This is a genomic window from Mycobacterium interjectum, from assembly GCF_900078675.2.
GTDB lineage: Bacteria > Actinomycetota > Actinomycetes > Mycobacteriales > Mycobacteriaceae > Mycobacterium > Mycobacterium interjectum.
On sequence record NZ_LT546236.1, the window covers coordinates 736,379 to 749,697 of the forward strand.

General features: G+C 66.6%; 12 protein-coding genes and 1 pseudogene. 6 read left to right on the forward strand and 7 right to left on the reverse strand.

Annotation, left to right across the window (positions count from 1 at the left end):
- On the reverse strand, window positions 1-1,728 hold a 1,728-nt coding region (locus BN4348_RS33565; RefSeq protein WP_066908919.1), incomplete at its 3' end, for an NAD-binding protein.
- A 230-nt stretch (window positions 1,729-1,958) separates the two neighbouring features.
- On the opposite strand from BN4348_RS33565, the gene glnA reads away from it, so the two are divergent.
- Both glnA and BN4348_RS33575 read left to right on the forward strand, forming a co-directional pair.
- Window positions 1,959-3,395 carry a type I glutamate--ammonia ligase gene (gene glnA / locus BN4348_RS33570; RefSeq protein ID WP_066908922.1) on the forward strand — a complete coding sequence of 479 codons (1,437 nt, stop codon included), beginning with the start codon at window positions 1,959-1,961 and terminating at the stop codon, window positions 3,393-3,395.
- 71 nt (window positions 3,396-3,466) lie between these two features.
- The gene (locus BN4348_RS33575) at window positions 3,467-4,915 is read left to right on the forward strand and encodes a C45 family autoproteolytic acyltransferase/hydolase (RefSeq protein WP_084453951.1); all 1,449 of its coding nucleotides are present in this window, start codon (window positions 3,467-3,469) and stop codon (window positions 4,913-4,915) included.
- 4 nt (window positions 4,916-4,919) lie between these two features.
- Here BN4348_RS33575 and BN4348_RS33580 read toward each other — a convergent pair.
- Window positions 4,920-5,477, reverse strand: a pseudogene (locus BN4348_RS33580) (M15 family metallopeptidase); the annotation flags it as partial.
- Between the two features lie 253 nt (window positions 5,478-5,730).
- On the opposite strand from BN4348_RS33580, the gene BN4348_RS33585 reads away from it, so the two are divergent.
- On the forward strand, window positions 5,731-7,056 hold the full coding sequence (locus tag BN4348_RS33585) for a serine hydrolase domain-containing protein (protein WP_066909002.1): 1,326 nt from the start codon (window positions 5,731-5,733) through the stop codon (window positions 7,054-7,056).
- A 48-nt stretch (window positions 7,057-7,104) separates the two neighbouring features.
- On the opposite strand, the gene BN4348_RS33590 is transcribed toward BN4348_RS33585, so the two are convergent.
- Window positions 7,105-7,623 carry a DUF732 domain-containing protein gene (locus BN4348_RS33590; RefSeq protein WP_084453953.1) on the reverse strand — a complete coding sequence of 173 codons (519 nt, stop codon included), beginning with the start codon at window positions 7,621-7,623 and terminating at the stop codon, window positions 7,105-7,107.
- A 203-nt stretch (window positions 7,624-7,826) separates the two neighbouring features.
- A complete protein-coding gene (locus BN4348_RS33595; RefSeq protein WP_160040287.1) occupies window positions 7,827-8,417 on the reverse strand; it encodes a DUF732 domain-containing protein in 591 nt (196 codons plus the stop codon).
- 44 nt (window positions 8,418-8,461) lie between these two features.
- Here BN4348_RS33595 and BN4348_RS33600 point away from each other — a divergent pair, with 44 nt between their 5' ends.
- Window positions 8,462-8,716, forward strand: a complete 255-nt coding sequence (locus BN4348_RS33600) for a hypothetical protein (RefSeq protein ID WP_066908932.1) — start codon at window positions 8,462-8,464, stop codon at window positions 8,714-8,716.
- Window positions 8,717-8,719: 3 nt separating this feature from the next.
- Here the strand turns inward: BN4348_RS33600 and BN4348_RS33605 are convergent, their stop codons facing one another.
- Window positions 8,720-9,382 (reverse strand): TetR/AcrR family transcriptional regulator, encoded by a 663-nt coding sequence (locus tag BN4348_RS33605; RefSeq protein WP_066908935.1) that lies wholly within the window; start codon window positions 9,380-9,382, stop codon window positions 8,720-8,722.
- A 105-nt stretch (window positions 9,383-9,487) separates the two neighbouring features.
- On the reverse strand, window positions 9,488-10,192 hold the full coding sequence (locus BN4348_RS33610; protein ID WP_096866064.1) for a TetR/AcrR family transcriptional regulator: 705 nt from the start codon (window positions 10,190-10,192) through the stop codon (window positions 9,488-9,490).
- Between the two features lie 363 nt (window positions 10,193-10,555).
- Here BN4348_RS33610 and BN4348_RS33615 point away from each other — a divergent pair, with 363 nt between their 5' ends.
- Window positions 10,556-10,945 (forward strand): DUF4267 domain-containing protein, encoded by a 390-nt coding sequence (locus tag BN4348_RS33615; protein WP_066908938.1) that lies wholly within the window; start codon window positions 10,556-10,558, stop codon window positions 10,943-10,945.
- Between the two features lie 14 nt (window positions 10,946-10,959).
- The gene (locus tag BN4348_RS33620) at window positions 10,960-11,787 is read left to right on the forward strand and encodes an LLM class F420-dependent oxidoreductase (RefSeq protein WP_066909008.1); all 828 of its coding nucleotides are present in this window, start codon (window positions 10,960-10,962) and stop codon (window positions 11,785-11,787) included.
- Between the two features lie 21 nt (window positions 11,788-11,808).
- On the opposite strand, the gene BN4348_RS33625 is transcribed toward BN4348_RS33620, so the two are convergent.
- Complete coding sequence (locus tag BN4348_RS33625; protein WP_066908941.1) at window positions 11,809-13,302, reverse strand: flavin-containing monooxygenase; 1,494 nt, start codon at window positions 13,300-13,302, stop codon at window positions 11,809-11,811.
- Between the last annotated feature and the right edge of the window lie 17 nt (window positions 13,303-13,319).

The following is a 13,319-nucleotide window of genomic DNA, read 5'->3' on the forward strand; positions in this document are numbered from 1 at the left end:
CGCCGCACGCGCCGCCGCCAGGGTCGCGGCGCGCTCACCGTTGACCGCGGTCTGCGGTGGCGGCTGGCCCTTGCGCAGCGTGGTGATCAGCTCGCGGTATGGGCCGATGATGTAGACGGTGTCGCCGGCCTTCAGTCGGGCGTCGCGGCGGGGACGCAACCTCACCGGCCCTTCCGGTCGCGTGATCGCGATGACGCGGGTTTGGGTGGACAGTTCCACCATCCGCAGCCCGTCCAGCTCGCTACCCGGCGCCACCAGCATTCCGCCGACCATGAAGGAGCGCTGCCCGACCCAAAACGTCCCGAGCACGTGCAAACCCATCGCCGCGCCGATGAACCAGGGGGCCGCGAGGTCGACGATCGACCGCACGTTTTCGAAGCCGAACCGCCGATTCACCGCCGTGCCCAACGCGCGGCCCTGGACGCGCATGACGATCGGAACCTTGGTGTCGGATCCCAGGATCTCCAGCAAGACGATCCCGGTCTCGATGTTCTCCATGTCGTCCTGGGTCACCACCGCCACTCCGCGGGCGCGATCGACGCGCGCCGATTCCAGCGTCTGGCGCATCGTCGAATCCCCGAAGATCACCGGCACATCGAGTTCGGCCACGGTCTGCAGGAAGCGGTTGTTCTCGTCCGGCTCGATGACGAGGACGTCGTATCCGGCAGCGCTGAGATCGCGGACGACGCGGACGCCGATGGACCCCAGTCCGACGACGACGACGTGGTCGCGCATGTGGCGTGCCCGGCGGAGGCCGGCCGTCTGCACGAAGCGGCGCGACAGCAGCAGGTCGGCGAGGAAGGCGACCAGGATGGCGGTCACGCTCGCGCCGCCGAACATCAACGCAACGCCGAACAGTCGCAGGGATGTGGATTGCTGGGCGAAGCTGAAATCGCCGTAGCCCACGGTGGTAATCGTCTCGGACGCGAAGTACAGGGCATCGACCCATGACATCCGCGGGTTCCGGTAGGTGAAGTGCACCAGGGCCGTCGAGCCGAGCGTGAGGAACAGTGCGAAGGCCAACGAGGGCACCAGCATGGGGTTCACGTCGTCGCGCATGGCGCGCGCGGCGTCGATGCCGCGTCGCAGCCGGGAGTGGCGAGAGCGCGTCACGGGCGGCGGAGGCACGGTGATACCCCGGGCCTCCAACTCGTCTTTGACGCCGATCATCGACGTCCAGTCCCCGGCGTAGACCCGCAGATCCCGTCCCGGGCAGGGCACCACCTCGCCCGGGGTCGGTGAATTCTTACCGTGGACCACCGCCACGGGGGCCAGGTCGGCGTAGATCTCGCGCAGTGTCGCGTCGTACGGCGCCTCGGCTCCCCAGACAACAAACTCGATGCCGGCCGTCTCGAACTGGTGCGCATTGCGCGACAGCACAGCCTCGACGAGGGAGGGCGTCGCGAGGTCGGCGACGTCCAGGATCGCGCCCGGGCCGCTGACGGCGGTCACCGCCTCGCGCAGCACGTCGTTGGCCAGGCGCGCAACCACGCGAACGTTCGGGCTGTATTCCCTTGCCAATAATGCGATTTCGAGGTTGACCGCATCGTTGGGCCCGGCACAGACGACGGCGCGTGCGCGATGAACCCCGGCACCGAGCAGATCGGCGGCGGTGTTGATCTTGATGATCCGCGCGCCGGCGCCTCGGAGCTCCTCGGCGATCGTCTTCGACAGTGGGTCGTCGCCGCCGACGATGATCTCGCGATGAAATTGGAAAACCTCTCCCATTTCGCGGGATGGCCTCGCTCGTGTGTCACCGGGGTCCCTCGCGGCAACGGCCTTCATTCCTAGAACTATCGGCCACCAAGCCGGAATGTGCCACCGGAGAAAGCCCGGGTCTTACTGTGACGCAACAGGTTCGACTTGAGCTCGTCACGCGGACGAAATAGATGTGGCGTAAAGAGAGCCATCGCACCACTGCCGTCGCACGTGAAACGTCTTGCGCAAAGGAGCATTCTGTGTCCGAAAAGACACCCGACGATATCTTCAAATTAGCCAGGGACGGGAACATCGAGTACGTCGACGTGCGATTTTGCGACCTGCCAGGAACCATGCAGCACTTCACGATTCCGATCTACGCCTTCGGCGAGAACGTGTTCGAAGAGGGCCTGGCTTTCGACGGCTCCTCGATTCGCGGGTTTCAATCGATCCACGAGTCCGACATGCTGCTGCTTCCCGATCCGGAAACCGCGACGATCGACCCGTTCCGTGCCGCCAAGACGCTGAACCTGAACTTCTTTGTGCACGACCCGTTCACCCTCGAGGTGTACTCGCGCGATCCGCGCAACGTTGCCCGCAAGGCGGAGAACTACCTGATCGCCTCCGGCGTCGCCGACACCGCTTACTTCGGCCCGGAAGCCGAGTTCTACATCTTCGACTCGGTCAGCTTCGACTCGCGCACGGACACCGCGTTCTACAAGGTGGACGCGACATCGGGGTGGTGGAACACCGGCGCGGAGGCCGAGTCCGACGGGGGCCCCAACCTCGGCTACAAGGTCCGTCCCAAGGGCGGCTATTTCCCGGTGGCCCCCACCGACCACTACGTCGACCTGCGCGACGAGATGCTCACCCACCTGACCAACGCCGGCTTTTCCCTGGAGAAGGGCCACCACGAAGTGGGCAGCGGCGGTCAGGCCGAGATCAACTACCAGTTCAACACGCTGCTGCACGCGGCCGACGATCATCAGATGTTCAAGTACGTCGTCAAGCAAACTGCGTGGCAGGCCGGCAAGACCGTGACGTTCATGCCCAAGCCACTGTTCGGCGACAACGGCTCCGGCATGCACTGCCACCAGTCGCTGTGGAAGGACGGTGTCCCGCTGATGTACGACGAGACCGGCTACGCCGGCCTGTCGGACACCGCGCGGCACTACATCGGCGGCCTGCTCTACCACGCGCCGTCGTTGCTGGCGTTCACCAACCCCACGGTCAATTCCTACAAGCGCCTGGTTCCGGGGTACGAGGCTCCCATCAACCTGGTCTACAGCCAGCGCAACCGCTCGGCGTGCGTGCGCATCCCGATCACCGGCAACAACCCGAAAACCAAGCGGCTGGAGTTCCGTTGCCCCGATGCCTCGGGCAACCCATATCTGTCCTTCGCGGCCCAGCTGATGGCCGGGTTGGACGGCATCAAGAACAAGATCGAACCGCCTCCGCCGGTCGACAAGGACCTCTACGAGCTGCCGCCGGAGGAGGCCGCGGAAATCCCGCAGGCGCCCACGCAGCTGTCCGTGGTGATCGACCGGCTGGAGGAAGACAGCGAATACCTCACCGAGGGCGGTGTGTTCACGCCCGACCTGATCGAGACGTGGATCAGCTACAAGCGCGATTACGAGATCGCCCCCGTCAACCTGCGGCCGACCCCGTACGAGTTCGCGCTGTACTACGACGTATAGGCCGAAGGTTTGTGATTCGGGGCCCAATCTGGGTAAGCCATGGGTTGACCGCTGACCTACCGAAAGAGCAGATGAGCACCGACCCGCAAAACTCAAGCCCCGAACCGTACCGAAACGTCCGCCAGTTGCGCGGACCGGCCGAGACCCCGCGTGCCTCACTCACCGCCCAACAGCGGGAATGGCTCGACCAGGCGTCGCGCCGGGAGATCGACGGGTGGGTCCACGTCGTGGTCAACGGGGCGCCGGCGGCGCGCGGGTTCCAGTACGGGTATCTCGTCGCCGGCGAGTACGCGGACTCAATCCGCGTTTATCGGGAGATGACTTACCACCACCTCGGCATGGACTACGACTTCTTCGTCGACAGGGCCAGCGAGTTGCATGCCGACAAGATCCCCGGCGAGCTGCGCGAGGAGATGGAAGGCGTCGCCGCCGGGCTGACCGCGGCGGGGGTCCCCGCGACGTTCGAAGACGTGCTCGGCCTGAACGACTGGATGGAACTCACCGGTTATTGGTGGCCGAAACACGCCGATCGCTATGGCGCCGTCGCGCCGATCGGCCTGCAAGGCAGCCACTGCAGCGCCTTCGTTGCCACGGGCAGCGCGACCGCCGACGGATCAATCGTGATGGGGCACACCAGCTTTACCGACTTCTGGCAGGGACAGTTCGAGAACGTCATCTTGGACCTGACGCCCGACGACGGCAACCGAATGGTCATGCAGACCGCCCCCGGCTGGATCGCCAGCATGACCGACTTCTGGCTGACCGGCGCGGGGCTGGCCATCAGCGAGACGACGATCAGCGGGTACGACGGATCCAAAGGTTATGACGAAACTCTGGTACCGGAGTTCGTTCGCGCGCGCAGGGCATGCCAGTACGCTCGCGATATCGACCACTGGGTCGAGATACTCAACACCGACAACAACGGCGGGTACGCCTGTTCGTGGTTGATCGGCGACGTCAAATCCGGTGAGATCGCCCGCTACGAGCAGGGTTTGCTGTATCAGAGCCTGTTGCGCAAGACGGACGGCTACTTCTGGGGCGACAATGCTCCGTGGGACCCGCGGATCCGCAACCTCGAGTGCCGAGCGACAGGGTTTAGCGATATTCGGTCGCCCGACGGGGCACGGGAGGTCCGCTGGCAACAGCTCCTTGCCGAGCACGCCGGCCACATCGATACCGAGACCGCCCGGCGGATGCTCGGTGACACGTTCGACCCCTACCTGGGCTACGCGCAACCGTCTGCCCGGACAATCTGCGCGCACTACGACGCCGATCCGTGTCAGTTCAGCAACGTGACCGCGTTCACCCCGCACGGATCGGTCGACGGCAAGGTTGTCACGGCCGCCGATGTCGAGTCGATGAGCTTGTGGGCGAGGTTCGGTCGAGCCGACGGCGCCGAGTTCGTCGCCGAGGACTTCCTTCGTGTGCACCCGCAGTGGAATTGGCAGCGTGGCTACCTCAGGGATCGGCCCCACCGGCCCTGGGCGCATGTGAGCGCGCCTGGCGCCGCCGGCCCCTGACGGCTCAGGGCCGCTCGAAATGCTGATAGTCGACGGGAGTCGTCCAGTCGCCGCCCCACCGCCAGCCCCGGTCGGTGAAGGCCCGAACGGCGGGGTCGCCGTCGCGGAGGAGTCCCGGGTCGGCGCGGGCGCGGTCCAGGTAGGCCGCCGCGTTCTTCGGTTCGAATGCGCCGCCGGAGTAGATGCACGGGTTAAGACGCGGGTTGAGATCGATGGCCCGGCCGAACGCGTGCGGAGACCATTGATGGGATCCCGGGATGCCTCGGCAATTGAACGCCGAAGTGTTGTTGTCCGCCATGGACAGCTCATCGTCGGCGCCCGGGTAGTGGTCGACCGTGCGGATCTTCTCGATGGGAAAACCCAGCCGGTAAAGCTCCTCGAAGATCGCGATGACCTCCGGCACCAGGTCTTGGTACACGATCAACTCGCCGCGGTGTGTCTGGCCGTCAAAACCGATGTGCTCGACGTCGACCCGCCTGAGCTGCGCGGGTTCGACCGGGCAGCCCGGCCGCCAGCTCGCACCGAGTTCCGCGGTCGTCACCGGCAGCACGGTCGCGGCGGCGGCGGGNCCGACTTACGCTTGCGGCATGCCCGGTAAGCAATCGGTGCGAAAGGTCGCTGCCGTCGGCGCCGTCTCGCTTGCCGTCGCCGCGGCTTTCTCGCCCGGCGATGCGGCGCGTACGGCGGCCAGCGAGGCGCCACGGGAACCGCAAGTGCAGCAGGTGCAGCCGGTGCCGTCGGTGCAGCAGGTGCCGCCGGTGTTGCATGCGCCACCCGAACCTCCGGCACCCGAATTCGCCGCCGTCTCCACGCTGATGAACGACGCGATCGCGGCGCGGCGGCTGCCGGGTGCGGTGGTGGTGATCGGGCACGGCGGCAAGGTCGTCTTTCACCGGGCTTATGGCTCGCGCAAGCTTGCCGGCGAACCGGGGCTGGACGGGTCGCCCGCGCCCGCGGAGCCGATGACTGAGGACACGATCTTCGATTTGGCCTCGCTGACAAAGTGTCTCGCCACCGCGACTGCCGTCATGCAGCTGTACGAACAAGGCAAGGTTGCGTTCGACGATCCCGTGCAGAAGTATCTGCCGGACTTCAACCCGGCGAACGATCCACAGCGCGCCGAGGTGACGGTCCGGATGTTGCTCACGAATACCTCGGGCGAGGGGATAGACGTGAGCCTGGGCGACCCGTGGGGATTGGCCGGCGCCGACAAAACAGAGGGCATCCACCGCGCGCTCAGCACGCCGCTGCAGTCGGGTCCCGGCGCGGTTTTCCGGTACTCCGACATCAACTACATCCTGCTTGGCGCGCTGCTCGAAAAAGTCACCGGCGAGGCAGAAGACGTCTACGTTCAGCAAAACGTGTTTGCGCCGCTTGGCATGAACGAAACCCGCTATCTGCCCCCGGCCAAAGCCTGTGGCCCGCACGGGATTCGAGGCTCTGCGGTTGCCTGGGCTGCCCTGCCGACGGGGCGCGAGCCCGAAACGTGTCCCGCGGGGGAGTGGAACGCCGGCCTGTTGCCGCGCATCGCGCCGACAGCCCTCGACGAGGAAAGCCGGGCCGATCCGAGCAAAAACCCGGATTATGGCTACCTGCTTCGTGGCACCGTGCACGACCCGACGGCGCGCCGCATGGGGGGAGTGGCCGGGAACGCCGGGGTGTTCGCCACGGCGCACGACGTCGGCAGCTTTGCGCAGGCCCTGCTCGATCGGCTTGCGGGCCGCCCAAGCGCGTTTCCCCTACTGCCCGCGACTCTGGAGTTGATGACGACTCCCCAGCAACCGGGACACACCGGGCACCAGCTCGAAGCGGCCAACCACGCCGCCCGGACCACCAACTACCCGGCGATCAGCGGACAGAACCTGTTCGGCTTCGGCTGGGACATCGATACGGGCTTTTCCCGGCCGCGGGGCACCGTCTTTCCCGTCGGCAGCTTCGGGAACACCGGCTTCACCGGAACGACGCTGTGGATGGACCCCGGCTCAGACACCTACGTGGTGCTGCTCTCCAACTCGATCCACCTGCGCGGCAGTCCACCGATCTCGGATCTGCGTGGCGAAGTGGCCACCGCCGCGGCCCAGGCCTTGCGCCTGTACGGCAGTGCTCCACGGCCCGCGAAGGTGGGGAAACCCGGACGCTAGCTTGTTCGCCGACAACGACTTCCAGCGGCGAGAGGCCATTCCCGCGGCCTACTTCTGCGCGCTTGGGCAATACGCGGCGACAGCGGACTGCGCCAAATGCTCCGCGTCGTCATGGCTGAAACGCATCGGCCACCGATTGCCGGCGGCGTTGTCCTGGTCCTGGGCGGACAAGATGTTGTTCACCGTCAACTCGAGTGACTGGGGCCGCGGTGGCAACAGCAGAAAACAGGTGTGGTGGCCCAGCTCCATGAACCGCTGCCGGATCGCGGCCTTGCCGTTGTCCTTGATGCCGTAGCTGTCCAACATGGACAGGAATTGGGCATCCGCTCCGTCGGCCGGGGCCGTCGCCGCCGACGATGCGCTGATCGTTACGGTCTGCGGACCCGGCGATGTCGCCGATTTGTCGCGTGACAGGTACACGCCCACGGAGATGAGACCGGCCAGCGCGGCCGCGGCGAAGGCTGCGGCCGCAACGAGGACTCCGGCGGGCGTCTGCCTTCGGCGAACCGGCCGTGGTACGTGGCGAGGCACCGACCCGGTGGGGACGTCGCGGCCCTCGACACTCATGCGCCGCCTCCTATGACTCCCGGATGCGCGGCAAGGGTGCTGCCACTTCGCGGACCACGTCTACCCCCTGCCGGGCTTCCCCGGGTAACGCCACGTCCAATCAATATCGCACCGTTTGCATTCCTTGGTTTCAACGACACGTCAACAGTCGATGTCGAAGTTTGTCACTTCCGCGGCGGTCCGTACAGGGTATCGGCGCCGCGCTACGGCCCCCCGCCGACGAGGTTGGCGTTTTGCGGGCAGTAGGCGTGAACCGAGATGTTCACATAGGTCTGGGCGTCGAGCCCGGGGTTGCTCGCGTGAAACGCGTTGACGATCTGCGGCACCGACACCCCACGACCGATGTCGTTGCACACCATCTTGCCGTTGGAGATCGCGGCCTCAGGATTGGCGAACGAGATGCCGTGGTCGTTCAGGTTCTGTACGTACTTGTTGTCCTGGTCCGGCGTGGAGGCGATGGACGACGGCGCGGCTGAGGCCGACGGGGCAGCAGGCGCCGGGGCCGCGCCGCCCTTGGGCGCGGCGGGTTGAGCGGCCTTGGGATCGGGGCTCAGCAGCCAAAAGGCGAGAACGATCGCTCCCGCGAGGGCAAGGCCACCGGCAAGCAACGTGCCCGCCTTGCGCCAGGTAGCGCTCCAGGATTGGCGGTCGCCCCCGGGCTCGCCCCCGACGTCGTCGTCATAGTCGCGCGGAGACGTGCGATCGGCGGCGTCCGCCGATGAATTGGGTACGGCGACCGTCTCGGCGCGGTTGAGTGCGAACGTTTCGTCGCCAGCCGTGGACGGCTCGGCCATGACGGCCATGGTAGCGAATCCGCCGCCTGCTGTGAGACCCTCGCATGTCGATGGACCTGCTGCGGCGCGTGTTGCAATACGAGGTCAGCGTCGGGGCGCTGATCGAGGTGGCGCTGTGGCTGGCGATTCCTTACTTGTCCATCGGCTTCGTCTGGGCCGTCTTGCACACCGAAGAAACGCAGCGAATGCAGACGCGGCTGGAAAGCGTGATGCCGGCAGGATCTGACGTCGCGGCCTTCGGGTTGACGGTGGCGTTGTGGCCGGCGTCGCCGCAAATCGCCGCCTGCCCCGCCAGGTAGAACTCAGCCGGCGGCTGTGCGTCGGGCGATGGCCTGCTCGATCCTGTGCGGCGAAACGCCCAGTCCGCGCAGGCAGAACCGCAGCGCCCGTTCGCGGACCACACTGCGGTCCCATTGATGGGTGGCCCACTGCCGCTGCGTGCCGGCCCACACCACGCCGTGTATCGACTTCGCGGCGGTCAACGGGACGATGTCCTCGAACACGCCGAGCTCCAGGCCGCGCTCGAGTTGCTCGACGAGCGGCTCGAGTATCGCGCTGTAGGCCGGCGCGACCATCTCGGGAGAGGAGACGCCCTTGGAGTGGGCGTCGAGGGTAAGGCGGCGTACGCCGTTCTCGCTCGCTTCACCGAATGCGAGTTCAAGTCGACCGTCGACCCACGCGACGACCGCCTCGACCGGGTCGGCCGTGTTCGCCATTTTTCCTCTCAGCCGCTGCGTTTCGTGCCGGGCCAACTCGAGGAAGACCGCCGCGACCAACTGGTCCTTGGAATCGAAGTGCCGGTAGAACGCGCGGGTGCTCAGCTGCGCGTGTTCCAGCACGGTCGCGACGCTGAGTCCTCGGACGCCGTGCTCGTGCATGGATCTCGATGCGGCGGCCACGATGGCGCACCGCACGTTGGGGTCGGGATCGAGCTTGTTCCGCCGTCGCGTCAGGGGGGCACTCATGCGCGTCAGCCCAGGCTGGTCCGGTTATACAGGCGTGTCATAACCCGTTAGGTACCCCGGGGGACCGTTGACGAAAACATGAATTTCAGGGGACGCGCGTTTTTACTAGCTCGCGGCTTCGTCACTGGCGGTGAGCTCCTCGATGACGCGGGGCGCCACGCCCAGCCCGCGCAGGCAGAACCGGACCGCTCGTTCGCGGACTTCGTCGCGGTCCCAGTGATTCGTCGCCCACTGCCGCTGAGTGCCGGCCCACACGACGCCGTGGATCGATTTCGCCGCGGTCGCCGGAATGATGTCCTTGAACAGGCCGAGCTCCAGACCGCGTTGCAGCTGCTCGATGAGGGGCTCGAGGATCGCACCGTAGGCGGGCGTCACCATGTCGGGAAGTGAGAACGATTTCGATTGGGCCTCCAGGGACACCTGGCGCAGTTCCGCTTTGATCTCCTCGTCGAATGCGAGGTCGAGCCTACCGTCGATCCAGGCGGCCACGGCCTCGACGGGGTCGGTGGCTTCCGACATCCTGGTCTTCAGCCGCAGCACCTCGCTGCGCGTCATCTCCAGAAAGACCGCGGCCACCAATTGGTCCTTGGAATCAAAGTGCCGATAGAACGCCCGGGTGCTCAGCCGGGCGCGTTCCAGAACGGTGGCGACGCTGAGCCCCCGAACCCCCTGCTCGCGAACCGATTTCGACGCGGCGTCCACGATGGCTCGGCGTACGTCGGGGTCGGGTGCGAGTTTCTTGCGTCGCGGTGTGACCGTGTGGCCGACGTACTGCTGCGGACGTGCTGCCGGATCCCCCTGTCCCGTCATAGTTAACAAAAATAATCCGCTGATCGTTCGTCCACACCGCTTTCGGAAAGCCCGTGTCGGGTCGGTCTTCGTAACGAAACGCCGGTGTGCCATCGTGATGTTCGCGGACACACTATTGGACGAATGCACAATTGTTTCGCTCCGGTTCATCGGCGGTCATTCATTGCTGGTCTCGGAGGTTTCGCCCGGGTCGCGGGCAGGTCATCGAGTGCGATGCGGCAAATGTGTGTCCCGGGAACGTGTTTGCGGAGATCGGTCAACGGGGCGTAACTTTTTTGGCCGGGCCGGTGGATTCTTGCTCACTGAAAACAACAATTTCAGTGAACCGTAGTTCACCGCGGCGTTTGGCCCTAGGCTGCGGCCATGTCGATTGATCGCGCAGCGCTCCTGGCCGGCGGCATCCGTCTCGCGTCGGGCATCTCTTTCCTCGTCGATCCGCTCCGGGCGAATCGGTGGTGGGGCGATCCGGACGAGCCGACGCCGACGGCGCGGCTGCTGCTGCGCTCGATGGGCTATCGCGATGCGTTGATCGGGGGGCTGCTCGCGGCGGCGGCGCTGCGCGGCAAGGACACCCGCGGCTGGTTTTTGGCCTCCGGCGGCGCCGACGCGGCCGACCTGCTCGGCGGGGTCAGCGTGCACGACGAGTTGAAGCCTTCGCAACGCCTGATCGGCCTGGGCGGCGCCGTCGTCGGCATCGGCGTCGGGCTCTGGGGCGCGACCCGCCGGACTCCGCGCGGGCAGAAGGCGCAATGACGATGGGAGCCAGCATGCGGTTGGGTGTCCTGACATTCATTACCGACGAGGGGATCGGCCCGGTCGAGCTGGGCCGGGCACTTGAGGAGCGCGGGTTCGCCTCGCTGTTCTTGGCGGAGCATTCGCACATCCCGGTCAATGCCAAGACCCCGTATCCCATGGGCGGCCCCATCCCGCGGAAGTACTACCGGACGCTGGATCCGTTCGTCGCGTTGACGGCGGCGGCGGTCGCGACCGAGAGCCTTCTCCTGGGGACGGGGATCGCGCTGGTCCCGCAGCGCGACCCGATCCTGACGGCCAAGGAGGTCGTGTCCCTTGATCTGGTCTCCGAGGGACGGTTTCGCTTCGGCGTGGGGGTGGGCTGGCTGCGCGAAGAGATCGCCAACCACGGCGTCGATCCCAAGGTGCGCGGGCGGGTGGTCGAGGAACGGCTGCGGGCGATGATCGAGATCTGGACGCAGGAGCAGGCCGAATTCCACGGCGAGTTGGTCGATTTCGATCCGATCTACAGCTGGCCGAAGCCGATCACGCGGCCGTACCCGCCGCTGTACCTGGGCGGCGGCCCGGCGAGCTTTCAGCGGATCGCCCGGCTCAAGGCCGGCTGGCTTGCCATGAGTCCGTCGGCGGATGCCCTCTCGGGTCAGCTCGAGGAACTGCGCGCCACCGCCGGCCACGACGTACCCGTGATCGGATCCCACTTGGGGAATCACTCGGCGAAAGAAATCGAGGGCTACCTTGCCCTCGGGCTGGAACAGGTTTTGGTGGAACTGCCCACCGAACCTCGCGACGAGACACTGCGGCGCCTGGACGAGCTGCGGGCGGAGTTCGCGAAGCTGGCGTAAACCGTTGCCGGGGCGGCGAATCTAACCGGTCGAGGCCGCTCGCACGAGCGAGACGTCGCTGCGCTCACGCTCGGTCAGCGCGTTCGACGTGATCGAACCGAAGGCGGCGGCGTCGCGCGCGAGCCGGGCGGGCGCATCGGCCAACGCGTCCGGGCCCTCGAGCCGAAAGCAACTCGGTGCCAGCGGACCGAACAGCAGGGCCCGCCTCAGGTGTGGCCAGTTGTCCGGGCTCGGCTCCACCCCCGCGGCTCGGGCAAAGGTCACGGCCACCAAATTCATCCGTGTCTTCTGTGACGTCCCCCGCCGTGCGCGATAAGCCTTGATCGCCAATCGCTGGTCGGTCTCTGTGGGCGGCGGCACGGCGCCGCCCCACGCGTACGCGATCCACCTGGCCTGAAGCTCGAGCGGCACGAAGTATCCGCCCGACTGGTCCCACATACCCACGAAGGCCAGCCCCGGGAGGTCGGGATGAAACGTGTAGCGGTCGGCGTCCAGGTGCACCGAGTCGAGGTCGAGGACGCGCCGGATGTCGTCGTCAAGAAATGGCAAATGCAGATTGAACCCGGTGCCGAAGACGACCCCGTCGAATTCCTCGGCGTGCCCGTCGGCGAAGGTTACGGCGCTGCCGCCTACCGACTCCATCCAGGGCCGCACCGTGATCCGGCCCTCGGCCACGAGCGGTAGGTAGTGCTGGTTGAGGGTGACGCCGGCCGCGAAGAGGGACGGATCGGGGGCCGGCGCGCCGTACTGCTCGGGGCTGCCCGCCGCCGCGAGCACGATCTCCTTCAGCTGCCGGTCAACCTCGGCGGGTTGCAGCGTCTCGTCTGCCAGCGTTGCGTATCGCGTGTAGATCCTGTGATCGGACGGGACTCCGGCGGCAAATTTGGGCAGCACGTACCGCTGCCGCCGCTGGGTCACGACGACGCGCGCCGCGCCGAGTTGGGCGAGCTCCGCGGCGATCTCGAGGGCGCTGATCGCACAGCCCGCCACGAGAACGCGCTTGCCCCGATAGGCAGCCGGCCCTCGGTAGTGGTACGTCGACGTCGCTCCCGCCGAGCCGGCAAACGTCTCCAGCCCGGGCACCGGGGGAATGGCGGGCGCATGGAACCTGCCGGTCGCCACCACCACCTTGTCGAAGCGCTCCTCGACGCCGGAGTGGCGCACCATCCAGTCGCGTCCGGCTGCCCGCCTGACGAGTTCGACTCGTGTGCCCAACCGGATTCGCGAAGTCAGCCCGAACATTTCGGCGTAGCGACGCAGATAGTCGAGGATGTCGCGGTTGGAGGGGTAGACAAGGTCGGTTTCGTGCTCGAGGTCGCTGAAGGCCGTCAAGATGCGACTGCTGTTGGTGTGCATGCCCGGCCACACACCGCTTCGGCCGTCCAGCCCCGTCCACTGCCCGCCGAGCGTGAGTTCCCGCTCGAAGATCGTCGGCTCGAACCCCTGTGACAGCAGCCAACGCGCGGCGACGAGCCCGCCCGGCCCGACCCCGATCACTGCGACGCTGGCAGCCACCCTGGAACTGTCGCACG

Coding starts and splice junctions, on each gene's coding strand:
- BN4348_RS33605 (WP_066908935.1), bottom strand. CDS start 9,382: ATGAGTGCCCCCCTGACGCGACGGCGGAACAAGCTCGATCCCGACCCC.
- BN4348_RS33610 (WP_096866064.1), bottom strand. CDS start 10,192: ATGACGGGACAGGGGGATCCGGCAGCACGTCCGCAGCAGTACGTCGGC.
- BN4348_RS33600 (WP_066908932.1), top strand. CDS start 8,462: ATGTCGATGGACCTGCTGCGGCGCGTGTTGCAATACGAGGTCAGCGTC.
- BN4348_RS33620 (WP_066909008.1), top strand. CDS start 10,960: ATGCGGTTGGGTGTCCTGACATTCATTACCGACGAGGGGATCGGCCCG.
- BN4348_RS33590 (WP_084453953.1), bottom strand. CDS start 7,623: ATGAGTGTCGAGGGCCGCGACGTCCCCACCGGGTCGGTGCCTCGCCAC.
- BN4348_RS33585 (WP_066909002.1), top strand. CDS start 5,731: ATGAACGACGCGATCGCGGCGCGGCGGCTGCCGGGTGCGGTGGTGGTG.
- BN4348_RS33615 (WP_066908938.1), top strand. CDS start 10,556: ATGTCGATTGATCGCGCAGCGCTCCTGGCCGGCGGCATCCGTCTCGCG.
- BN4348_RS33575 (WP_084453951.1), top strand. CDS start 3,467: ATGAGCACCGACCCGCAAAACTCAAGCCCCGAACCGTACCGAAACGTC.
- BN4348_RS33595 (WP_160040287.1), bottom strand. CDS start 8,417: ATGGCCGAGCCGTCCACGGCTGGCGACGAAACGTTCGCACTCAACCGC.